This window comes from Azohydromonas caseinilytica, from assembly GCF_012927045.1.
Taxonomy (GTDB): Bacteria; Pseudomonadota; Gammaproteobacteria; order Burkholderiales; family Burkholderiaceae_C; genus Azohydromonas; species Azohydromonas caseinilytica.
This window is the reverse complement of the sequence record NZ_JABBFW010000002.1, coordinates 462,389-483,318: the sequence shown is the minus strand read 5'-3', so window position 1 is coordinate 483,318 and position 20,930 is coordinate 462,389. Positions and strand designations below refer to the sequence as shown.

Below are 20,930 nucleotides of genomic sequence, written 5' to 3'. Positions count from 1 at the left end.
ATCCGACGACTCGGGACAAGCCCCAGGGGGCCTCTTTTTGTCAGCTTTGTGTGGGTTGTCGCGCCTAACGTGAACAACTCCACACAACAGAGGCACCCCACATGACTCAGGAAGTGTTCGTTCTCTCGGCCATGCGCACGGCCATCGGCACCTTCGGCGGCACGCTCAAGGACACGCCGCTGGCAGACCTGGCCACCACTGCCGTCAAGGCCGCGCTCGACAGGAGCGGCGTCGATCCGCAGCGCATCGGCCACCTGGCCATGGGCAACGTGATTCCCACCGAGGCCCGCGACGCCTACCTGAGCCGCGTCGCCGCCCTCAACGCCGGCTGCCCCAACGAGACGCCGGCCTTCAACGTCAACCGCCTGTGCGGCTCGGGCCTGCAGGCCATCGTCTCGGCCTCGCAGGCGATCATGCTGGGCGACTGCGAGTTCGCCATCGGCGCCGGCGCCGAGCACATGAGCCGCGGCCCGTACCTGATGCCCGCCGCGCGCTGGGGCCAGCGCATGGGCGACGCGCAGCTGCAGGACTACATGCTGGGCATCCTGCACGACCCCTTCGGCCGCATCCACATGGGCGTGACCGCCGAGAACGTGGCCGACCGCTTCGGCATCACGCGCGAGCAGATGGACGCGCTGGCCGTGCAAAGCCACCAACGCGCCGCCGCCGCGATTGCCGCGGGCCGCTTCAAGGACCAGATCGCCCCGGTGCAGATCGTCACCCGCAAGGGCACGGTGAGCTTCGAGGTGGACGAGCACGTCAAGGCCGACACCTCGCTGGAGACGCTGGCCAAGATGAAGCCCGCCTTCCGCAAGGAGAACGGCCGCGTCACCGCCGGCAATGCCTCGGGCATCAACGACGGCGCCGGCGCGCTGGTGCTGGCCAGCGGCAATGCCGTCAAGGCCGGCGGCCTGAAACCCATCGCGCGCCTGGTGGCCTACGCCCACGCCGGCGTGGAGCCCGAGGTCATGGGCATCGGCCCGGTGCCGGCCACCCGGCTGGCGCTGCAGCGCGCGGGGCTGAAGGTGGCGGACCTGGACGTGATCGAGTCCAACGAGGCCTTCGCGGCCCAGGCCTGCGCGGTGAGCAAGGAGCTCGACCTCGACCCGGCCAAGGTCAACCCCAACGGCTCCGGCATCTCGCTGGGCCACCCGGTGGGCGCCACGGGCGCGATCATCGCCACCAAGGCGCTGCACGAGCTGCAGCGCGTGCAGGGCCGCTACGCGCTGGTGACCATGTGCATCGGCGGGGGCCAGGGCATCGCGGCGGTGTTCGAGCGCTGCTGACGGAACAACGCCCCGGCTAGCCGGGGCGTGTCTCCATACAAACAAAGGGCCCCGCGGGCCCTTTGTGTTTCACAAACCCCAGTCGGCACCGGACGCCACACCACCCGTTCGCCCTGAGCTTGTCGAAGGGCATGCGCCCGGATGCCGCCGCGGGGGCTTCGACAGGCTCAGCCCGAACGGGAGTCGTGAGTTCACGAGCTTCGTGGGATGCGAATCACCCCCAGCGCGTCGTGCTGCTGACCGAGATGCGCTCGTCGCCCGGGGGCGCGCCGAACTGCTCCTTGGGCTTGGTGAGCACGTTCTCGATGAGCTCGCCCCACGGCCCGTCGGTGGGCGAGGCTTCGAGCTCCTTCTCGCGCTGCTGGACCAGCTCGTCGAAATGCTTGGCCGCCACGGCGGGCACGCGGTCCACCACGCGGTGCTGCCCCGGATGCCCGAAGTGGTTGGAGATGCGCTGCAGCACCGACTTGTAGAGCTGCGACACGCGCGAGGGCGTGACCTTGAGCGAGGCCGCCAGCTCCACCGGCGTCATGCCCACGCCCAGGTAGGAATCGATCACCTGGCGGTCGCGCTCGGGCAGCTGCGCGAAGAACTTCTCCAGGTGGCGCATGACGATGCTGGTGTCCACGCGCGCCTCCACCTCTTCCTTCTCGGTGGCGGGGTGGAACTCGTGGTGCGGCTCGTCGAAGTCCGAGTCGGGCCCGCTGCTGCTGCGCGTGCGCCCGGCCTGGTCCAGCATCTCCAGCGCGGAAATCTCGTCCACGCTGATGCCGCAGACCTTGCTGAGCTGCGCCAGCGTGGGCTCGCCGCCGTTGGTGGCGCGCCAGCGCTCGCGCGCGATCTGGATGATCTTGACCTTGCGCCGCTGGCCACGGCCCAGGTGGTCCATCTGGCGCAGCTCGTCGAGCATCGCGCCCTTGACCCGCATGCGCGCATAGCGCACGAAAGCCTCTTTCGCCTCTTCGGTGTCGCGGTCGCCCTCCCACTCGAAGCTCAATGCGGCCTGTGCCACGGCAATGAGCCCGACCTGGATCAGGTCAGCCTTTTCGACGTTGGCCGGCAGATGCCGCACCAGGGCCTGCGCCTGCTTGCGCACCCAGGATTCGTTGCGGGCAATCAATGCCGACGGGACGCCTTGCATAGGGAGAACCATGAGCCGATTCTAGGCCTCCCTCTTTCGGGGGAGAGCTTGCCGGATTTCACGCTCCAGCCAGCGCTCCAGCGTGGCGTAAAGCAATACCGGATTGACGGGCTTGGGGATGTAGTCGTTCATGCCGGCCTCGATGCAGGCGGCGCGGTCCTCGGCAAAGGCATTGGCCGTCATGGCCAGGATGGGCACCTGCCGCCCTTCGGGCAGCGCCCGGATAGCGCGCGCCGCCTGCAACCCGTCCATCACCGGCATCTGCATGTCCATGAGGATCAGCGCGTAGCCAGCCTTGTGCCCGCGCACCTTCGCCACGGCCTCGGCGCCGTCGTCGGCACAGTCCACCTCGAAGCCGGCAAAGCGCAGCAGCTCCATGGCCAGCTCGCGATTGACGGGGTTGTCCTCCACCAGCAGCACCCGCGTGCCGGCAAAGCGCGTCCGCAGCGCCGCCGCGCCGGCGGCCGGCGTAGTGGCCTGCGCGGACCCGGAGGCCGGCACGGCCACGGGCATCGGCATCGCCGGCGGGGACGCGGACAGCGGCAGCTGCACCAGGCGGTCCAGCAGCGTGGAGGCCGTCAGCGGCTTCATCAGCACGCCCGCGAAGCCGGCCCGCCGCGCCACCGCCTCCAGCGCGTCCGGGTCGTGCCCCGTCACCAGCAGGCTCGGCGGCAGCTCGCCGCCCAGGCGCCGGAGCTGCTGCAGGGTTTGCAGGCCGTCCATGTCCGGCATCTGCCAGTCGACGAGCAGCAGCTCGTAGGGCTCGTGGCGCTGCCGCGCCGCCTGCACGGCCTGCAGCGCCTGCGCGCCGGAGCCGGCCTGGTCCACCCGCAGCCCCATCAGTTGCAGCATGTGCTCCAGCGCCTCGCGGGCCTCGGGCAGGTCGTCCACCAGCAGCGCGCGCTGGCCCTGCAGCGCCAGCGGCAGCATCGGCCCGGGCACGTCCCGCGCCACGCGCAGCGGCACGGTGAACCAGAAGCGGCTGCCCTGCTCCGGCACGCTGTCCACGCCGATCTCGCCGCCCATGAGCTGCACCAGCCGCCGCGTGATGGCCAGGCCCAGCCCGGTGCCGCCGAAGCGCCGCGTGGTGGAGCTGTCGGCCTGCTCGAAAGCCTGGAACAGCTGCGCGCGCTGCCCGGCCGCGATGCCGATGCCGGTGTCGCGCACCTCGAAGCGCACCAACAGCTCCACCTCCTCGCGCCGCAGCGGCTCGGCGCGCAGCAGCACCATGCCCTGGTGCGTGAACTTCACGGCGTTGCTCAGCAGGTTCACCAGCGCCTGCGACAGCCGCGTCGGGTCGCCGTGCAGCGCCTCGGGCAGCCCGGTGCCGTCCACCACCAGCTCCAGGTTCTTCTGGTGCGCGGCCTGGGCCACGAGCGCGCAGCTGCGCGACAGCAGCTCGTCGAGGCGGAAGTCCACGCGCTCCAGCTCCAGCTTGCCGGCCTCGATCTTGGAGAGGTCCAGCACGTCGTTGATGACGCCCAGCAGGTGCTGCGCGGCGTCCTCCATCGTGGCCAGGCGCTCGGCCTGCGCCGGCGTGGGCTGGTCGCGCCGCAGCAGGTGGGTCAGGCCGATGATGGCGTTGAGCGGGGTGCGGATCTCGTGGCTCATGTTGGCCAGGAACGCGCTCTTGGCCCGGTTGGCGGCCTCGGCCTCGTCGGCGCGCTGCGCCAGCCGCGCCGTCAGCGCCTGGATCTCGGCCTCGCGTGCCTTGCGCTCGCGGTTGTCGAACATGGTGGCGCGGGTGCGCAGCAGCCGGCCCCGGCTGTCGAGCTCGGCCACCACGTCCACCACCACCGGCAGCACGCTGCCGTCCTTGCGCACGAGGTCGTATTCCAGGCCGCGCAGCATGCCCAGCCGCTCCAGCTGCGCGCGGTACTGGGCGAACAGCGGGCGCTGCGCCGGCGGCATCAGGTCGGGCAGGCGAAGCCGGTTGACCAGCTCCTCGCGCCGGTAGCCGAGCATGGCCAGCTCGGTGTCGTTGATGGCCACGAAGGTGCCGTCCGTGTCGGTGGAGTGGTAGCCGCAGGGCGCACGGTTGTAGAGCGTGGCCACCTCCTCGGCCTGCACGCGCAGCGCGCGGTTGGCGTCCTCCAGCTGGCGCGTGCGCTCGGCCACGCGCTGCTCCAGCAGGTCGCGGTGCTGCGCCAGCTCGGCGGCCTGGCAGCGCAGCGCCGTCACGTCCTCGAACACCAGCAGCAGCTCCTGCTCGCGCCCCTCGGGATGCTGGATGGGAGCCAGGCGCACGAGCAGGTCGCGCGGCTCGCCCTGGCGGCCGCCCAGGCGCAGCTCGCCCGTCCAGGGCAAGGCGGCGTCCAGCGCCGCCCACAGGGCACCCACCTTGGCCTGGCCCAGCCCGGCCTCGCGCAGGCTGCGGCCCGGGAAGGCCTGCACCGGCTCGCCCACGAAGTCGGCCCAGGCGGCATTGGCATAGTGGATGAGCCCCTGGCGGTCGGTGATGACGACGCCGTTGGGGCTCTGCTCCACCGCCAGCGACAGCCGCCGCAGCCGGTCCTGCGCGGCATCCATCTCCGTGATGTCGCGCGCGATGCTGAACAGCCCGATCACACGGTCCTGACCGTCGCGCAGCGGCCCCTTGGTGGTGAGGTAAGTCCGCGCCCCCCGCACCGTATGGATGTGCTCCAGGCGGGTGGCGACGGTGTCTTCCACCAGGGCCCGTTCGTCGCTGGCGCGCACATGGGCGGCGTCCTCGGCCGACATCAGCTCCCGGTCGTCCCTTCCGCGCACCTCATCAACGCTGCGGCCCAGCGCCTGCGCCGTTGCGCGGTTGCACAGCAGGTAACGGCCCTGCAGGTCCTTCACGAAGATGGCGTCGGTGGAGTTCTCGGAAATCGCTTCCAGCAGGGTGAGCGCGCGCAGCCGCTCCTGCTGCGCCGCGGCCAGGCGCCGCGATTCCTCCAGCGTGCGGCGCTGGCGCTGCAGGTACAGCGCCGTGGCGGCAGCGGCCAGCAGCGCGGCGGCCGCGGCGCCGATGCTGGCGGCCAGGCGCTGCGTGGCGGCCAGGGCTTCGCCGCGGTCCATCTTGGCCACCAGCACCCAGTCCGTGTCCGGCACCGCGCGCCAGGCGGCCAGCACCGGCACGCCGAGGAAATCCATCCGGTCCGTCACGGCGCTGGGCGAGTCGGGCTGGCCCATCACGCGCCCCAGCACCCAGTCCTGCAGGTCCAGCGGCCGGCGCAGCCGCAGCGGAGCCTGCGGGTCGCTGCGCAGCGGGGTCAGGGCCAGGGCCTGCTCGCCGTCCCGGCGCCACAGCACGGTCTCGGCCGTCTCGCTGGGCACGGGCCAGCGGCGCAGCAGGGGATAGAGCTCGGTGTGCGGGTCCACGCGGAACACCAGCAGCGCCCGCGCCGGCGTGCCGCTGTGGACCAGGGGCGCCACCACGTCCAGCCTCAGCGGCAGCGGCAGCCCGGGCTGCTCGTAGAGGCCGCTGTGCTGCACCTCGCCGGTGGACAGCGCCCGCGCGATGGCCGTCTGCAGCTCGGGCGCGGGCGAGGCATCGGCCGGCCCGTCCTGCTGCAGCACCCGGCCCTGGGCGTCCATGACCAGCACCTCGCGCGCATTGATGACCGCCCGGTAGCCCTGCAACCGCTCCTGCAGCACGGCCCAGGCGCTGTCGCTGCCCTCGTCGCGCCACTGGCGAAACAGGTTGGCCAGCGGCTGGCTGGTGCCCAAGAAGCGCGCGGCGCGGTGCATCCCCTCCAGCCAGCCGGCCACCTGGTTGGCGCGCAGCTCGGCCACCGCCTCCAGCCGCGCGGCCTCCCGCTGCTCGTCTTGCCGGTACAGCGCCCGGATGCCCAGCACGGTCAGCACGACGGTGAACACCGTCAGCAGCAGCAAGGAGCCCCACAGGCTGGCGCGCGGCTTGGCGCCTCGGCTCATCGAGTCCCTCCGGTGCGGCAGTGATCAAGGTGAAAGCCCGGGTTCATTGAAGTTCTTGATGGGGCGGACGGACATGATGCTCAGGCGCCCGGAAACCCCAGCAAGCGTGCTGCCATGCCCCCCGGACAGGGCAAGCTATAGTCGCCGGCCTCGCCCGCTCGCGGGCCTTCCCCTGCAGCTCCGGCCTTGCCAGCCGTCCGACCCGTGGATTTCGCCCGCCAGCAACGCAACCCCGCACGCCATCTCGCCGGCATCGCGGCCGTGCTGGGGATGCACCTGCTGCTGGGCTGGGCCCTCTACACCGGCCTGGCGCGCAAGGTGGTGGACGTGGTCAAGGCGCCCGTGACGGCCATGCTGCTCGACGAGCCGAAGCCCGCCCCGCCGCCTCCTCCACCCCCACCTCCGCCGCCGCCACGCCCGGCCCCTCCGCCACCGCGCCCCGCGCCGCCGCCGCCCCGTCCGGCCCCCGCGCCGCCGCCGCCCGCGGTGGTGCCCGTGCCCGAGGTGCAGCGGCCGGCGCCGCAGGCTCCCGCCATCACCAGCGTGCCGGTGGCCCCGCCGCCCGCGCCGCCGGCTCCGCCCGCGCCCCCGGTGGAGGCCCCGCCCGCCCCGCCGGCGCCGGTGCAGCGCACGGCGCCGGTGATCAGCTTCTCGGCCTGCGCCAAGCCCGAGTACAACGCCGCGGCGCGGCGCGCCGAGGCGCAGGGCTCCACCGTCATCAGCTTCCTCATCGACACCGACGGCCACGTGCTGGAGAGCCGCATCGACCGCTCCGCCGGCCCCACGCGCGAGCACAAGATGCTCGACCGCCTGGCCGTGGAGGCGCTGGCGCAGTGCCGCTTCAAGCCCGGCACCGTCAACGGCCAGCCCGAGCGCTCCTGGTCCAAGGTGGAGTACGTCTGGAAGCTGGTGGACTGACCCGACGCCTCCCCTCAATCCGTTCGACCTTCGCACCCGTTCCCGACCATGCCCTCCAAGAACAAACCTTTCTGGCCCCGGCTGCTGAGCGCGGGGCTGCTGACCGTCTGCCTGCATGCCGGCGCGCAGCCCGCCGCCCCGGCCGAGCCCGCCGCGCCGGCGGCCGCGCAGCGGGAGGCCGTCGCCAATCCCTACGGCCTGCAGGCGATCTGGGAACAGGGCGACCTGGTGGCGCGCGGCACGCTGGTGCTGATGCTGCTGATGTCCATGGGCAGCTGGTACGTCATCTTCACCAAGCTCGCCGAGCAGCGCCGGCTGATGAAGAGCGCCGAGGCCGCCTCGCGCAGCTTCTGGAACGCCGACAGCGTCAAGGCCGGCACGCAGACGCTGCAGGACGGCAGTGCCTTCCGCTTCATCGCCGAGGCCGGGCTGAAGGCCAGCGAGCACCACGAGGGCAAGCTCACCGAGCAGATCGACCGCCACACCTGGATCTCGATGTCGATCCAGCGCGCCATCGACAACGTCGCCAGCCGGCTGCAGGACGGTCTCGCCTTCCTGGCCACCGTGGGCTCGACGGCGCCCTTCGTGGGCCTGTTCGGCACGGTGTGGGGCATCTACCACGCGCTCACCGCCATCGGCATCAGCGGCCAGGCCAGCATCGACAAGGTGGCCGGCCCGGTGGGCGAGGCGTTGATCATGACCGCCCTCGGCCTCGCCGTCGCCGTGCCGGCGGTCATGGGCTACAACTGGCTGATCCGGCGCAACAAGGCCGCCATGGAACAGGTGCGCGGCTTCGGCAGCGACCTGCACAGCGTGCTGCTCGCCGGCAAGCGCTGACGGAGCCCCGCCATGGCCATGGGCCTGAGCCCGCAGGACGGGGCGTCCGACGAGGAGGCGATGATCTCCACCATCAACACCACGCCGCTGGTGGACGTGATGCTGGTGCTGCTGATCATCTTCCTGATCACGGTGCCGGTGGTGACCGCCTCCATCCGGCTGGAACTGCCCAAGGAGCGCAACCAGCCCACGCAGACCAAGCCCGAGAACATCGTGCTGGCGGTGGACCGCGACGGGGCCCTGTACTGGGGCCTGGAGCCGCTGGACCTCGCCGCCCTGCAGGCGCGGCTGCGCGCCGTGGCGGCGCAGGACCCGCAGCCCGAAGTCCACATCCGCGGCGACATGGCCGCGCGCTACGAGGCCGTGGGCCGCGTGGTGGCGGCCTGCCAGAAGATCGGCATCCGCAAGGTGGGCTTCATCACCGAGCCGCCGGCCGGCGGCGGGCGCTGAACGGGGCCGAAGGAGAAGACGCCGATGGCGATGCAATTCCGCGATGACGGCGACGACGGCCTGATGGCCGAGATCAACACCACGCCGCTGATCGACGTGATGCTGGTGCTGTTGATCATGTTCATCGTCACCATCCCGATCCAGACCCACGCGGTGAAGATGGAGCTGCCCGTGGCCGCGCCCGCGGCGCCGCCCACGCCGCCGACCATCGTGCGCATCGACGTGGACGCCGCCGGCGCCGTCACCTGGAACGGCGAGGCCCTGGGCGCCGAGGCGCTGGAGGCGCGGCTGGCCGCCGCAGCGGCGCAAGTGCCGCAGCCCGAGCTGCACCTGCGCGCCGACCGGGCCGTGCCCTACGCGGCGGTGGCCGGCGTGCTGGCCGCGGCGCAGCGCCAGCGCGCCACGCGCATCGCGCTGGTGGGCAACGAGCAGTTCCTGCCCTGAGTCATTCCTTCCCCATTTCCATTCAGCCCATGACGCTCCCCACCTTCCTGCAGCCGGCCGGCGCCGGCGTGTACGCCATCGACACCGGCTTCCAGCGCGAGGGCTTCGATGCCGCCTACCTGCTGGTGCAGGACGGGCGCGCCGCCTTCATCGACACCGGCACCAACCATTCCGTGCCGCGGCTGCTGGCCGCGCTGGAGGCGCTGGGTTTGCAGCGCGAGGCGGTGGACCTGGTGATCCCGACCCACGTGCACCTGGACCATGCCGGCGGCGTGGGGCTGCTGATGCAGGCACTGCCCGAGGCCACGCTGTGGGCGCATCCGCGCGGCGCGCGGCATCTGATCGACCCGCGCGTGCTGTACCAGGGCGCGCTGGCCGTCTACGGCGCCGAGGAGATGGAGCGCTCCTACGGCCGCCTGGTGCCGGTGGACGCCGCGCGCGTGAAGACCACCGAGGAAGGCATGAGCATCACGCTGGCCGGCCGCACCCTGCGCGTGCTGGACACGCCCGGCCACGCCCGCCACCACCACTGCCTCTGGGACGAGGCCAGCGCCGGCGTCTTCACCGGCGACACCTTCGGATTGAGCTACCGCGAGCTGGACGTGAACGGGAACGCCTGGGTGTTCCCGACCTCCACGCCGGTGCAGTTCGAGCCGGACGCGCTGCGCGAGTCGGTGAGCCGCATCGCGGCGCTGCGGCCGGAGCGGCTGTACCTGACGCACTTCGGCGCCGTGCAGGACGTGCCGCGGCTGAAAGAGCTGCTGCTGGAGGTGCTGGACGGGATGGTCGAGTTGGGCCGGCGGCTGCAGGCAGCGCCGGGGCGGCATGAGGCGCTGAAGGACGGGCTGTTCGAGCTTTATTTAGGCAGCCTGCGGGCACATGGGTGTGCGCTTTCCGATGCGCAAATCCATGAATTGCTGGAAATGGATATTGAGTTGAATGCGCAGGGGATTGAGGTTTGGTTGGATAAAGAAGCCAAGGCCGCGGGCTAAGCGGTGCGGCACTCCGGTTCGTCTGATCGACTGGGATTTTCTCATTACACCGACGTAGGCCGGCGTCTATGATTACCGGTCTGTGTCTTGGTTACGGTTGGTGCTGGCATTAGACGGCATGACGGCAAATATTTCAGACTCGGATAAAGAATAGGGTAAATTCTACTATCCGAAAGACTACTTAATGCCCATTGCTGCCTGCCGGCGGCCGCCACTGAATGACTGCTCTGTAGCAGGAGCATTTCTACCCGTGCCGTCATGAAAATCCAAGCGCGACCGGAACTCCAACACCAAATGCACTTACCCGCAAGTGCGCCGAGCATATGGTGCGAGCCGGAGGTCTTTACATAAGCCAAGACGCATTCGTCCTTGTTCGACGGTTTGTCGCAGTCGAAGGCATTCAGGCCTTGGCTACGGCTGCGGCAACGGACGTTTTGTCGACGTCCACGGCACCAGTGTCAAGCTGCAAAGGCTCACTCTTTTGGTACCTCCGGAAGAGTTGAACGGCAGCTTCGGTGTATTTATGCGTAAGCTGGTCCGACTTGTGGCCGATCTTATACGCGATGTGGTATTTGTTATCCGTTGCCGTGATGTCGAATCCGGTTTCCTCTGCAATTTTGCTGATCATCACACGAACCGGATACCAGTAAGTGAAGCCAAGTTGCTGCGCAACACCGCTGATAGTGTATTTGTAATCCAGGTTAACCTTCGATGGATCAGCGAGCGATGTGACACCAAACAGCTTCGCAAAGTTCTCACCTGACTCAACGGCGTGTTCCAGTTGCTGAAAATTGATCTCGACATACTTTTTAGGGATATCTGACCGAATTAGCTCGACCGACCGGGCCATTAGAGCGCGTAGGAGCTTGGTGTTGATCTTTTCGAGGTTGCCAGCTTGACCAAACGCCTTGAAAACCCACTCGAAGGAGTTCGCGGTGATGCTTTTTATCCGGATATTGATGTCCGGCGCGACTGAAATAACGTACTCACGCGCGGGGTTCGAATCATCGGTAATCGACGGGTCCCACTGCAGAATGTAGATGTTTGGGACAATGTCTGCAGTTGAAGCGCGCACCATGCGGTATACGTCGTACAAAATCGCCTTGATGTTCGGGTCGTCAGCACGGTAGCCGATGAAGATGAGCGGGTGCTCAATGAAGTACGTCAGGAGCTTTGCGCTGAGGTACTTGTGATCCTCATCGAACCGTTGATAGTCTGCTTCGTTGACGACAATCGACTGCGGTATCGTGCAGCAACCATGGATTTTAAAAATCTCTCCGATCGCTAGGTATCCCTTCCGCATGATTTGCTGCCCGATGATAGGCTCATACTCGGGGAACAGCGGATCGAGCATCTGATCGTAGTTCGTAGTAATTATGGCATGCGCGCTAATGTTTTTGAGTGCTTCGATTTCTGCGTCAAGGTCCTTCGAGCCATACGATCCCTTGGCGTTAGGTCCGAGGTTCTTCAGCAGCTCTGCGATCATATGCTTGATGAAAATGTCCGCGGGCGCCGTCGCACTAAAGTACTCGGCAGGAAACTCACTCTTGCCCTTGCCCCATGCCCATTCCCGGTAAAGATCAGTGAATACTGAGCCAATCTTCTTGAGATCGCCTTTTTGCGCCTGCTTATAGTAGGCAAAGTCTTTGTCGATGAGCGGGCACTTCTTGGCAAGCGCTGTCAACAGTTCCTCCCAGTTCGGTCCCTTCCCGTACCGCTTTGAAAACCCAGAACCGACGAATAGAATTGGCTGACACTCGGCATCGCGGAGGACCTTCGCGACATCAGCGGTGACCTCCTCTTGGTACTGCTTGTAATTCATTGGCATGGGTTGGCTCCTGTTGTAATTTGCCGATAATTATGCCCAACGACGTATAAAGCCTTCCATCGAGAGGAAGCGCGCCTACGAACCGGGGCACGTCTTTTATTTCAAACGTTGACTATCTACTCAGCGTCGGCTCTTGTGATATTCGAGACCGCAACAGACACGACCCCCCCCCAGGAACACATTCGGTGAAGGACGGCTTCTCCCCAAACCAGCCTCTCGCTTCAACAAGACGACTTAATCACTTAAACCGAAGCCGTACCGGTAGTGCCAAAACCACTTCCCGGTGATTCTACTTCAAGAAGTATCTGCATCAGCTCGTTCAATTCAAATGCGCAGAATTTTTAAGTTTCAACTGCTCTGTGCAGGCAGTATATGCCTCTACATCGATGTCCAGCGACAGTGCGTCGCTTTAATTTATATCGTGATGCTTCGTGTTATTCCGTGTGAAGTTCATTCTTCGACCAATTGAGCACAATAAAGCTTATATGAAAGCCTCATGCTTACGTAGCCTACACAGCGTGAAAAAGTCACATGAGCCTCCTGTTTTGATCGTTACCGCATCAAGAGAGTGGCAAAATTTCTGAAACTGCAACTGTTGTATGCAAAATTGCGCGGGACCGCTTTTGGTAGCAGCCTATTAATCATGATTCGCCTTAACATTGTTGGATTGCCGAACTTCTACGACAGCATGATAGAGGCTCGCTCTTACTCTAACGCCATTCAGACTGTCGCAGGCGAGGAGCTTGGACTAGCGTTGTTGCTCCACTATATGCAGGAGCAAGAAAATCAGTCGATTTAATTTATTCAAGCAATATCATGACAACAAACACAAAATCAAAACCTAGGACGACTCTTTCGCAGCCTAACGCTAGAAGTCAAGGCGCGCGGGAACACACACAAGATCAACAGTGGTTCCCGGGTGATATGGAGCGAAATTTTCGACGCTCTCTCGGTCGACACAATTTACACCTTGCCCTGCTCGAACTAGCAGCAAGAACATTCACCAAGAAGATCGCCGAACAACCGAGCGAAAGCATATTTATTCGAGATATAGCCAAAACAGAGGGATTCCATTCATTGCACCTACAAGGAGAAGCGTTTAAAAATGCGCGAGCATACTTAGTTTTCTCCCATATAGCTTATGTGTTTAGCGCGGGAGATGCATTGTGTCAGCGCATTCGATCGCATGCAGAAATTCGAACCCTTAAGACGCAGGACCAAACTTTGGCGCGCGCCTTAGACGAGGGCGATTTTATTACTAAGACGCTTGCACTAACGGTTTGGGCCAGCTCCAGCCCTGAGAAACGCCTAGTTTCGGCAATTCAAAAAGAAGCCGAAAAAATAAAAACCACACCTTCGTTTGAAACGGTCAACTACTACCGACTTGTGCGGAACATGGAACTTCATACTGAAAGCGACGAAGGCACAGGAATTCTTGAGCCCGAATGGCAAGCACTTCCTCATGAGGCCATATTGTCCCGTTACGGCTTGAGGCCAAGCCGCTATGGCGATCTAAACTCAAACGATGCACTACTTTGTTCTAAAGCTTGGCAAGACGTAGCCAAGTGGCTATGTAGGCACGTACTCAATGACTCGCAGATCACGATACCTCTGCTGGCACGTCGATACGGTAATTTGTCACACGCACGAAGAAAAAATGCTGCCACCAACTTCATGAAGGAAGCGTTGCTCATGTCTGATGCTGAAGTCGTTGATATACTGACTGAACTTGGTTGGTTAACCGACTAAGGGCCGGTTAGCACAGTGGCAGTGCGTTCCTAGGTCGCGGGAGAAATCCCGCGGCTTCCCTACACAAGCTAATAAGCATTGGCTTGTGTAGGGAAGACGAAGGTTCGATTCCTTCACCGGCCACCATTACTCTCTGATTTCTCCAAGTAATACGAGCGGGTATTCGCGGTCAAAGCCACAGCGCTACCGGCGCGCGCCGCTTACACCCCTCTCCACCCGCTCCTGCGTCTCCTGGTGCCGCAAAATGATGATCGCTTCGCTCTGCGTCAGCGTCGCGGCCAGTTCCAACTCCTGCGCCCAAGGTGCCCACGGCTCCTTCCCATACATCGCCAGGGAGCCCGCCAGCGTCCCTGGCAACGTCTCCACCGGAAACGACAAACAGCCCCGGTAGTCGTATTCGAGCGCTAGCGAGGTGCAAGCCAGCCACCCGGCGACACCGGCATGCGCCCCGTGCTCCGGAAGCGATGCCCGGCAGGCCTTCTCTCCCCCACCCCCTAGACTGCCCCTTCCATCCATCACGGGAGGCACGCATGGCAGACATCGGTTTTGGCCTGGACGAGCGGGTGTTCGTGGTCACGGGCGGGGCGCAGGGCATCGGCGCAGCCTGCGCGCGGCGGTTGTTCGCCGACGGGGCGCGCGTGGCGCTGTGGGACCTCCACGACGAGGCCGGCGGGGCGCTGGCGGCGGAGCTGGGCAGCGAGGACGGCCGCGCGCTGTACCAGCGCTGCGACGTCTCCAGCGCCGCCGAGGTGCAGGCCGCCATGGCGGCGACGCTGAGCTTCTTCGGGCGCGTGGACGGGCTGGTCAACAACGCCGGCATCTTCCGTGCCGCGGAGTTCCTGGACATCACGGAGGCCGACTGGGACGCGGTCATCAACGTCAACCTCAAGGGCGCCTTCCTCGCCGGCCAGGCCGTGGCGCGCGAGCTGGTGCGCCAGGGCACGGGCGGCTCCATCGTCAATATGAGCTCGGTCAACGGCCGCACCGCCATCCCGACGATCGCCAGCTACAACGCCAGCAAGGGCGCCATCGACCAGCTCACCCGCGCCATGGCGCTCGGGTTGGTGAAGCAGCGCATCCGCGTCAACGCGGTGGCGCCGGGCACCATCGCCACCGAGCTGGCGCGCCAGGCGGTGCTCACCAGCGAGGAGGCCAAGGCGCGCATCCTCAGCCGCACCCCCATGGGCCGCCTGGGCGAGCCCGACGAGGTGGCCGACACCGTGGCCTACCTGCTCAGCGACGCCGCCAGCTACATCACCGGCGAGATCGTGGTCGTGGACGGGGGGCGCATGGCGTTGAACTACACGATGCCGGTGTGAGGGTTGGGGCGCGGTGCCCCGCCCCCTCCGTTCCGCCATGTGGCACCGCGCCCCCGGAGCCCGCACGCCGCGCGGGCCCGCCCCGGCAAGCGCCCTACGGCGCCCGGAGCCGGGTGGCACACTCGCCCGCTCTTTCCACACCCCTGGAACACATCCCATGAGACTTCTGCACACCATGCTGCGCGTGGGCAACCTGCAGCGCTCCATCGACTTCTACACGCAGGTGCTGGGCATGGAGCTGCTGCGCACCACGCAGCGGCCCGAGCAGCAGTACGACCTGGCCTTCGTCGGTTACGCCGGCGGCAACCCGGGCCAGGCCGAGATCGAGCTGACCTACAACTACGGCGTCGAGAAGTACGAGCTGGGCAGCGCCTACGGCCACATCGCCATCGGCGTCGAAGACGTGGCCGCCACCTGCGCGGCCGTGCGCGAGAAGGCCGCGGCCCTGGGCGGCGCCATCACGCGCGAGCCCGGCCCGGTCAAGGGCGGCAACACCGTCATCGCCTTCATCACCGACCCGGACGGGTACAAGGTGGAGCTGATTCAGCGCGGCACCTGAGCCTGCGCCCCGGCCCCGCCCACGGGGCCATGACGGCGGCAGTCTGCCGCCGTCCTCAAGCCCGGCACACCGCCGGGCAAGCCCTTCACCCCCGCAGCGCCTGCGCCTCGCGCGCCAGCTGCGTGATGCGGCCCCAGTCGCCGGCCTGCACGGCGTCGGCCGGCGTGAGCCAGGAGCCGCCGCAGACCTTGACGTTGGGCAGCGCCAGGAAGTCCGGCGCGTTCTGCGGCGTCAGGCCGCCGGTGGGGCAGAACGCCACGTCGGCGAACGGGCCGGCCAGGCCCTTGAGCATCGGGATGCCGCCCGCCGCCGTCGCCGGGAAGAACTTCAGGAAGTTGAAGCCGTCGATGTTGGCGGCCATCACCTCCGAGGCGGTGGCCACGCCGGGCAGCAGCGGCAGGCCGATCTCGCGGCACTCCAGGCCGATCTCCGAGACGTAGCCCGGCGTCACGGCGAACTGGCAGCCGGCGTTGAACGCGGCGCGCGCGTCGGCCACCGAGCGCACGGTGCCGGCGCCGACGATGGCGTCGGGCACCTCGCGCGCGATGGCCTCCATGCACTGCAGCGCCACCGGGGTGCGCAGCGTCACCTCCAGCACGCGCACGCCGCCTTCGACCAGGGCTTGCGCCATGGGCACGGCGTCTTCCAGGCGCTGCAGGACGATGACGGGAATGACCGGGCCGAAGCCGGCCAGCTCGATGGGATTGGTTACAGCCATGTGCAGGCGCCCTCCTCGGCGCTGGTGACATTGCGGCGCATGCCGCCGAAGAGATCGCGGCCCAGGCCATGGGCGTTGTCCTCGGCCTGCGCGGGATCGATGGTGGCCGGCTCGCGCGCGGCCCAGGTGGCGTCGTCGATCAGCACCTCCAGGGTGCCGGCGCCGGCGTCGAGACGGATCAGGTCGCCGTCGCGCACGCGCGCCAGCGGGCCGCCCGCCAGCGCCTCGGGCGTGACGTGGATGGCGGCGGGCACCTTGCCCGAGGCGCCGCTCATGCGCCCGTCGGTGACCAGCGCGACCTTGAAACCCTTGCCCTGCAGCACCGCCAGCGGCGGCGTGAGCTTGTGCAGCTCGGGCATGCCGTTGGCGTGCGGGCCCTGGAAGCGCACCACGGCAACGAGGTCGCGCTCCAGCTCGCCGGCCTTGAAGGCGGCCATCAGCGCCTCCTGCGAGTCGAACACCCGTGCCGGCGCCTCGATCACATGCCGGTCGGCCGGCACCGCGGAAACCTTGATCACCGAGCGGCCCAGGTTGCCGGTGAGCAGCTTCAGGCCGCCGGTGGCCGAGAACGGCGCGGTGTGGGTGCGCACGACAGCGGGGTCGATGGGCGACGGCGGCAGCGCGCGCCAGGTGAGCTTGCCCTCGTCGCGCACCGGCACCTGCGTATAGGCGCCGATGCCGCCCTCGGCGACGGCGGCCACGTCGGGGTGCAGGCAGCCGGCGTCCAGCAGCTCGCGCAGCACGAAGCCGGGGCCGCCGGCGGCCTGGAACTGGTTCACGTCGGCACTGCCGTTGGGATAGACGCGTGCCAGCAGCGGCACCACGGCGGAGAGCTCGGCGAAATCGCTCCAGTCAATGTGGATGCCGGCCGCGCGCGCCACCGCCACCCAGTGGATGAGATGGTTCGTGGAGCCGCCGGTGGCCAGCAGCGCCACCATGGCATTGACGATGACACGCTCGTCCACCTGCTCGCCGATGAGCTGCCTGCGCTCGACCAGCGCCAGCGCGCTGCGCACCGCCTCGCGGGTCAAGTCTTCGCGCAGGCCGTCGTGCGGATGGATGAAGGCGGCGCCGGGCACGTGCAGGCCCATGGCCTCCAGCAGCATCTGGTTGCTGTTGGCGGTGCCGTAGAAGGTGCAGGTGCCGGGGCCATGGTAGGCGGAGCTCTCGGCCTGCAGCAGCGCCTCGCGGCCCACCTGCCCCTGCGCGTACTGCTCGCGCACGTGGGACTTCTCGGTGTTTGAGAGGCCGCTGCTCATCGGCCCGGCAGGGACGAAGACGCAGGGCAGATGGCCGAAGTGCAGCGCGCCGATGAGCAGGCCCGGGACGATCTTGTCGCAGATGCCCAGCAGCAGCGCGCCGTCGAAGACGTCGTGCGACAGCGCGATGGCCGTGCCCATGGCGATGGTGTCGCGCGAGAACAGGCTCAGCTCCATGCCGGGCGTGCCCTGCGTGACACCGTCGCACATGGCAGGCACGCCGCCGGCGACCTGCAGCGTGGCGCCGTGGCGGCGGGCCTCGTCGCGCAACAGCCCGGGGTAGCTCTCGTAGGGCTGGTGCGCCGAGAGCATGTCGTTGTAGGCCGTGACCACGCCGAGGTTGGGCGCGCGCTCGGCCACGATGCGCAGCTTGTCGCTGCCGGGCAGCGCGGCGAAGGCGTGGGCGACGTTGGCGCAGCCCAGGCGGTCGCTGCCGCGCTGGCGAGCGGCCAGGCGCCGCACCCGCGCCAGGTAGGCGCCGCGGCTGGCCGCGCTGCGCTCACGGATGCGGTCGGTGATGTCGAGGATGGCGGTCTTCATGGGCGTCCCGGCGTCGTGTAACTCAGTTACCCATTTTGAAGTAACCAGGTTACAGCGTCAAATCGGTGGAACTACGGGGCCGGCAATCGCTGCACCCGCTACGCTGGTCGGCATGGACGAGACGCTGCTGCACGAGAGCCTGCAACTGCGCGATCCCGTCCGACTGCTGCAGCAGGTGCTGCGGCAGTGGGATCGCGGCGACCTGTGGGTGTTCGGCTACGGCTCGCTGATCTGGCGGCCGGAGTTCGAGGCCGAGGAGCAGCGCCCGGCGCAGGTGCATGGCTACCACCGCGCGCTGCGCATGCGCTCGCGCGTCAACCGCGGCACGCCCGAACGTCCGGGGCTGGTCTATGCGCTGCTGCCCGGCGGTTGCTGCCGCGGCGTGGTGTACCGGCTGGCGCAGGAGCGCGTCGAGGAGGAATTGCCGCGGCTGTGGGTGCGCGAGATGCCCACCGGCGTGTACGACCCGCGCTGGCTGCGCTGCCGCACGCCCGGCGGCCCGGTGCGGGCGCTGGCCTTCACGCTCAGCCGGCGCAGCCCCAGCTACACCGGGCACCTGAGCGAGGACGAGCTGCTGGAGGTGCTGCGCCATGCGCGCGGGCGCTACGGCAGCACGCTGGAGTACCTGCTGCACACCGCCACCGCGCTGCGCTGCCACGGCATGCCCGACCGCGAGAGCGAGAAGCTGCTCGCCCTGGCGCGCCGGCATCGGCTGCTGGACGAGCGCTGAGCCCACGTCCCGAGAAAAACAAAGGGCCGCCCGTGAAGGCGGCCCGGTGAGCGTGTGCGGCGCGTCGAGCGAGGCGCCGCAGGAATCAGAAGAGCGGCGGCACCGGGGCCAGGGCCGGCGGCCCGGGCGGCAGCGGCAGGGCATGCAGATCCTGCAGCGATTCCAGGTCGAGCTGCGTGCCCGGGTCGTCCACGTCCACGCCGCAGGAGGGATAGCGCGCCACCAGGCGGCGCGCGGCGCTGTCGTCGGGCAGCTGCACCAGCTCGGAATAGAGCTCGGCGGCGAAGCCCACCGGGTGGCCGCGCCGGCCCGCGTGCTGGGCATAGGCCACGGCGTGCACGCGCAGCGCCTGCGCCACGGCCACCAGGGTGCCGGGCTGCACCAGCGGCATGTCGGCCGGCAGCACCACCCAGCCCGAGGCGTCGGGCCGCGCGCCGACGCCGGCGGCGATGGAGGCGCTGAGCCCGGGCGTTGCCAGGCTGCCGTCGGGCAGCTTCACGTCCGGCAGCACTGCCACGTCACGCGCGGCCACCAGCGAGCGCGCACTGGGCTCTAGCGCCGGCGTGGTCACCACCAGCACCGGCAACTCGCTGGCCACCGCCTGGCGCAGCGTGGCTTCGAGCATGTCGGCATCGTCGAGTTGCCGCGGCGCGCGTTGCGGGCCGTAGAAGCGGCTGCCCCGACCCGCGGCCAGCACGATGACCGTGGGGCAAAAGGTCATGTCGAGCACCATCGTCAAACCTCCACGAACACCTTCGGGTGCCCAAGGCCGGCAGTCTCGTTGCAGTGCAGCAAGAATCACAGTGGGAACTGTCCCTAGGGCCCACTGCGGAACCGGTCCAGGCTGACCCAGGGTTTATCCTTGGTCATGGACTCCAAACTCGCCGACCTGCGCAAGAGCTACGAGCGCGCCGAACTCGATGAAACGGCCTCCCAGGCCGATCCGCTGCAGCAATTCGAGCTGTGGCTGCAGCAGGCGCTGGACGCGCAGCTGCCCGAGCCCAACGCCATGACGGTGGCCACCGTGGGCCCCGACGGCCGGCCTTCCACGCGCGTGGTGCTGATCAAGGGCTGCGACGCGCGAGGCATCGTCTGGTACACGAACTACCACAGCCGCAAGGGCCGCGAGTTGGCCGTCAATCCCTTCGCGGCGCTGCAGTTCCACTGGGTCGAGCTGGAGCGCGTGGTGCGCATCGAGGGCCGCGTGGAGAAGACCAGCGACGCGGAATCGGATGCCTATTTCGCCTCGCGCCCGCTGGACTCGCGCCTGGGCGCCTGGGCCTCGCCGCAGAGCGAGGTCATCCACGGCCGCGCCGTGCTGGTCGCCAACGCCGCCAAGGCCGGCGTGCGCTTCGGGCTCAACCCGCCGCGCCCGCCGCACTGGGGCGGCTACCGGCTGGTGCCGGATCGCTGGGAGTTCTGGCAGGGCCGCAAGTCGCGCCTGCACGACCGGCTGCAGTACCGGCTCCAGGACGGCCAGTGGGTGCGCGAGCGGCTGGCGCCGTGAAGTTGAAATTCCGTTCGGGCTGAGCCTGTCGAAGCCCTGCGGCGACAACCAGGCGCCTGCCCTTCGACAGGCTCAGGGCGAACGGGAAACGGACTGTCCTATAACCACTTCAAACCCGCGTCAAACCGCCCTCACCCGCTCCTTGAAGGTCTTCCTGAACTTCTCCACCTTGGGCGCCACCACGAAGGCGCAGTAGCCCTGGCCGGGGTGGTTCGCGAAGTAGTGCTGGTGGTAGTCCTCGGCGCGCCAGTAGTTGGCCTCGGGCATCAGCTCGGTGACGGCGCGCCCGCCCTGCGCCGCGTTCACCTCGGCCAGCACCTCGCGCGCGACGGCCGCCTGCTCCTCGCTGTGGGTGTAGATGCCGGAGCGGTACTGCGGCCCCACGTCGTTGCCCTGGCGGTTGCGGGTGGTGGGGTCGTGGATGGTGAAGAAGATCTCCAGGATCTCGCGCAACGAAATGCGCTGCGGGTCGAAGGTGACGCGCACCACCTCGGCATGGCCGGTGTCGCCCTCGCACACCTGCTCGTAGCTCGGCCGCACCACCTGGCCGTTGCTGTAACCCGATTCCACCGCCAGCACGCCGTCCACCAGCTCGTACACCGCCTCCAGGCACCAGAAGCAGCCGCCGCCCAGCGTGATCGTTTCAGAAGCCATGTGGGCCCTCCTCGCATGCGGCCCGGCCGGGCCGCGACGCGGGGATTCTGCGGCCTGGACCATCAGCCCTTCGGCGGCCCAGGTCGATGCGCCGGGCGG

Annotated in this window: 18 protein-coding genes and 1 tRNA gene; 12 read left to right on the top strand and 7 right to left on the bottom strand. The window is 67.7% G+C overall.

Translation table 11 applies throughout. The features are described from left to right. The first annotated feature begins 101 nt into the window (after positions 1 to 101). Complete coding sequence (locus tag HHL10_RS05220; RefSeq protein WP_169159261.1) at positions 102 to 1,286, top strand: acetyl-CoA C-acyltransferase family protein; 1,185 nt, start codon at positions 102 to 104, stop codon at positions 1,284 to 1,286. Positions 1,287 to 1,500: 214 nt separating this feature from the next. Here HHL10_RS05220 and HHL10_RS05215 read toward each other — a convergent pair whose 3' ends face one another. Both HHL10_RS05215 and HHL10_RS05210 read right to left on the bottom strand, forming a co-directional pair. Then, positions 1,501 to 2,439, bottom strand: a complete 939-nt coding sequence (locus tag HHL10_RS05215) for a sigma-70 family RNA polymerase sigma factor (RefSeq protein ID WP_169159260.1) — start codon at positions 2,437 to 2,439, stop codon at positions 1,501 to 1,503. Positions 2,440 to 2,448: 9 nt separating this feature from the next. Continuing rightward, on the bottom strand, positions 2,449 to 6,327 hold the full coding sequence (locus HHL10_RS05210; protein ID WP_169159259.1) for a response regulator: 3,879 nt from the start codon (positions 6,325 to 6,327) through the stop codon (positions 2,449 to 2,451). Between the two features lie 204 nt (positions 6,328 to 6,531). Between HHL10_RS05210 and HHL10_RS05205 the strand changes: the two genes are divergently transcribed. From HHL10_RS05205 to HHL10_RS05185, 5 genes are read left to right on the top strand one after another with little or no spacing between them, the layout of a single operon-like run. After that, positions 6,532 to 7,245 carry an energy transducer TonB gene (locus tag HHL10_RS05205; protein ID WP_169159258.1) on the top strand — a complete coding sequence of 238 codons (714 nt, stop codon included), beginning with the start codon at positions 6,532 to 6,534 and terminating at the stop codon, positions 7,243 to 7,245. Between the two features lie 48 nt (positions 7,246 to 7,293). Continuing rightward, positions 7,294 to 8,082, top strand: coding sequence for a MotA/TolQ/ExbB proton channel family protein (locus HHL10_RS05200; RefSeq protein WP_169159257.1), 789 nt, complete (start codon positions 7,294 to 7,296; stop codon positions 8,080 to 8,082). Between the two features lie 18 nt (positions 8,083 to 8,100). Next, a complete protein-coding gene (locus HHL10_RS05195) occupies positions 8,101 to 8,532 on the top strand; it encodes an ExbD/TolR family protein (protein WP_169159334.1) in 432 nt (143 codons plus the stop codon). 24 nt (positions 8,533 to 8,556) lie between these two features. Beyond that, the gene (locus HHL10_RS05190; protein WP_169159256.1) at positions 8,557 to 8,976 is read left to right on the top strand and encodes an ExbD/TolR family protein; all 420 of its coding nucleotides are present in this window, start codon (positions 8,557 to 8,559) and stop codon (positions 8,974 to 8,976) included. A gap of 29 nt (positions 8,977 to 9,005) precedes the next feature. After that, positions 9,006 to 9,968, top strand: a complete 963-nt coding sequence (locus tag HHL10_RS05185) for an MBL fold metallo-hydrolase (protein WP_169159255.1) — start codon at positions 9,006 to 9,008, stop codon at positions 9,966 to 9,968. A gap of 400 nt (positions 9,969 to 10,368) precedes the next feature. Here HHL10_RS05185 and HHL10_RS05180 read toward each other — a convergent pair whose 3' ends face one another. After that, positions 10,369 to 11,796 carry an SIR2 family protein gene (locus tag HHL10_RS05180; RefSeq protein ID WP_169159254.1) on the bottom strand — a complete coding sequence of 476 codons (1,428 nt, stop codon included), beginning with the start codon at positions 11,794 to 11,796 and terminating at the stop codon, positions 10,369 to 10,371. An 816-nt stretch (positions 11,797 to 12,612) separates the two neighbouring features. Between HHL10_RS05180 and HHL10_RS05175 the strand changes: the two genes are divergently transcribed. The 4 genes from HHL10_RS05175 (at position 12,613) to gloA (ending at position 15,423) form a co-directional block, all read left to right on the top strand. Further along, complete coding sequence (locus tag HHL10_RS05175; protein ID WP_169159253.1) at positions 12,613 to 13,545, top strand: hypothetical protein; 933 nt, start codon at positions 12,613 to 12,615, stop codon at positions 13,543 to 13,545. Position 13,546: 1 nt separating this feature from the next. Further along, positions 13,547 to 13,671 (top strand) — tRNA-OTHER (locus tag HHL10_RS05170). Positions 13,672 to 14,075: 404 nt separating this feature from the next. Further along, on the top strand, positions 14,076 to 14,864 hold the full coding sequence (locus tag HHL10_RS05165) for an SDR family NAD(P)-dependent oxidoreductase (RefSeq protein ID WP_169159252.1): 789 nt from the start codon (positions 14,076 to 14,078) through the stop codon (positions 14,862 to 14,864). A gap of 157 nt (positions 14,865 to 15,021) precedes the next feature. Continuing rightward, positions 15,022 to 15,423: a lactoylglutathione lyase gene (gene gloA, locus HHL10_RS05160; protein ID WP_235971083.1), complete on the top strand. Its 402-nt coding sequence runs from the start codon at positions 15,022 to 15,024 to the stop codon at positions 15,421 to 15,423. A gap of 85 nt (positions 15,424 to 15,508) precedes the next feature. On the opposite strand, the gene eda is transcribed toward gloA, so the two are convergent. Together eda and edd are read right to left on the bottom strand one after the other, a co-directional pair. Further along, positions 15,509 to 16,141, bottom strand: a complete 633-nt coding sequence (eda, locus tag HHL10_RS05155; RefSeq protein ID WP_169159250.1) for a bifunctional 4-hydroxy-2-oxoglutarate aldolase/2-dehydro-3-deoxy-phosphogluconate aldolase — start codon at positions 16,139 to 16,141, stop codon at positions 15,509 to 15,511. Further along, positions 16,132 to 17,940, bottom strand: a complete 1,809-nt coding sequence (edd, locus tag HHL10_RS05150) for a phosphogluconate dehydratase (RefSeq protein WP_169159249.1) — start codon at positions 17,938 to 17,940, stop codon at positions 16,132 to 16,134. The genes eda and edd overlap by 10 nt, the downstream gene beginning before the upstream one ends. A 112-nt stretch (positions 17,941 to 18,052) precedes the next feature. On the opposite strand from edd, the gene HHL10_RS05145 reads away from it, so the two are divergent. Then, positions 18,053 to 18,670 (top strand): gamma-glutamylcyclotransferase, encoded by a 618-nt coding sequence (locus HHL10_RS05145; protein WP_169159248.1) that lies wholly within the window; start codon positions 18,053 to 18,055, stop codon positions 18,668 to 18,670. Positions 18,671 to 18,755: 85 nt separating this feature from the next. Here HHL10_RS05145 and HHL10_RS05140 read toward each other — a convergent pair whose 3' ends face one another. Beyond that, positions 18,756 to 19,403, bottom strand: coding sequence for a nucleotidyltransferase family protein (locus tag HHL10_RS05140; RefSeq protein ID WP_235971081.1), 648 nt, complete (start codon positions 19,401 to 19,403; stop codon positions 18,756 to 18,758). Between the two features lie 135 nt (positions 19,404 to 19,538). Between HHL10_RS05140 and pdxH the strand changes: the two genes are divergently transcribed. Then, positions 19,539 to 20,177, top strand: coding sequence for a pyridoxamine 5'-phosphate oxidase (gene pdxH, locus HHL10_RS05135; RefSeq protein WP_169159247.1), 639 nt, complete (start codon positions 19,539 to 19,541; stop codon positions 20,175 to 20,177). A 120-nt stretch (positions 20,178 to 20,297) separates the two neighbouring features. Here the strand turns inward: pdxH and msrA are convergent, their stop codons facing one another. Next, positions 20,298 to 20,831 carry a peptide-methionine (S)-S-oxide reductase MsrA gene (gene msrA, locus HHL10_RS05130; protein WP_169159246.1) on the bottom strand — a complete coding sequence of 178 codons (534 nt, stop codon included), beginning with the start codon at positions 20,829 to 20,831 and terminating at the stop codon, positions 20,298 to 20,300. Positions 20,832 to 20,930: the final 99 nt, after the last annotated feature.

Excerpts from the sequence above, each read along its gene's own strand:
- HHL10_RS05215 (WP_169159260.1), bottom strand. The coding sequence starts at position 2,439 with ATGGTTCTCCCTATGCAAGGCGTCCCGTCGGCATTGATTGCCCGCAAC.
- pdxH (WP_169159247.1), top strand. The coding sequence starts at position 19,539 with ATGGACTCCAAACTCGCCGACCTGCGCAAGAGCTACGAGCGCGCCGAA.
- msrA (WP_169159246.1), bottom strand. The coding sequence starts at position 20,831 with ATGGCTTCTGAAACGATCACGCTGGGCGGCGGCTGCTTCTGGTGCCTG.
- HHL10_RS05140 (WP_235971081.1), bottom strand. The coding sequence starts at position 19,403 with ATGGTGCTCGACATGACCTTTTGCCCCACGGTCATCGTGCTGGCCGCG.
- HHL10_RS05190 (WP_169159256.1), top strand. The coding sequence starts at position 8,557 with ATGGCGATGCAATTCCGCGATGACGGCGACGACGGCCTGATGGCCGAG.
- HHL10_RS05220 (WP_169159261.1), top strand. The coding sequence starts at position 102 with ATGACTCAGGAAGTGTTCGTTCTCTCGGCCATGCGCACGGCCATCGGC.
- HHL10_RS05185 (WP_169159255.1), top strand. The coding sequence starts at position 9,006 with ATGACGCTCCCCACCTTCCTGCAGCCGGCCGGCGCCGGCGTGTACGCC.
- HHL10_RS05175 (WP_169159253.1), top strand. The coding sequence starts at position 12,613 with ATGACAACAAACACAAAATCAAAACCTAGGACGACTCTTTCGCAGCCT.
- gloA (WP_235971083.1), top strand. The coding sequence starts at position 15,022 with ATGAGACTTCTGCACACCATGCTGCGCGTGGGCAACCTGCAGCGCTCC.
- HHL10_RS05180 (WP_169159254.1), bottom strand. The coding sequence starts at position 11,796 with ATGCCAATGAATTACAAGCAGTACCAAGAGGAGGTCACCGCTGATGTC.
- edd (WP_169159249.1), bottom strand. The coding sequence starts at position 17,940 with ATGAAGACCGCCATCCTCGACATCACCGACCGCATCCGTGAGCGCAGC.
- HHL10_RS05200 (WP_169159257.1), top strand. The coding sequence starts at position 7,294 with ATGCCCTCCAAGAACAAACCTTTCTGGCCCCGGCTGCTGAGCGCGGGG.
- eda (WP_169159250.1), bottom strand. The coding sequence starts at position 16,141 with ATGGCTGTAACCAATCCCATCGAGCTGGCCGGCTTCGGCCCGGTCATT.
- HHL10_RS05165 (WP_169159252.1), top strand. The coding sequence starts at position 14,076 with ATGGCAGACATCGGTTTTGGCCTGGACGAGCGGGTGTTCGTGGTCACG.
- HHL10_RS05145 (WP_169159248.1), top strand. The coding sequence starts at position 18,053 with ATGGACGAGACGCTGCTGCACGAGAGCCTGCAACTGCGCGATCCCGTC.
- HHL10_RS05210 (WP_169159259.1), bottom strand. The coding sequence starts at position 6,327 with ATGAGCCGAGGCGCCAAGCCGCGCGCCAGCCTGTGGGGCTCCTTGCTG.
- HHL10_RS05195 (WP_169159334.1), top strand. The coding sequence starts at position 8,101 with ATGGGCCTGAGCCCGCAGGACGGGGCGTCCGACGAGGAGGCGATGATC.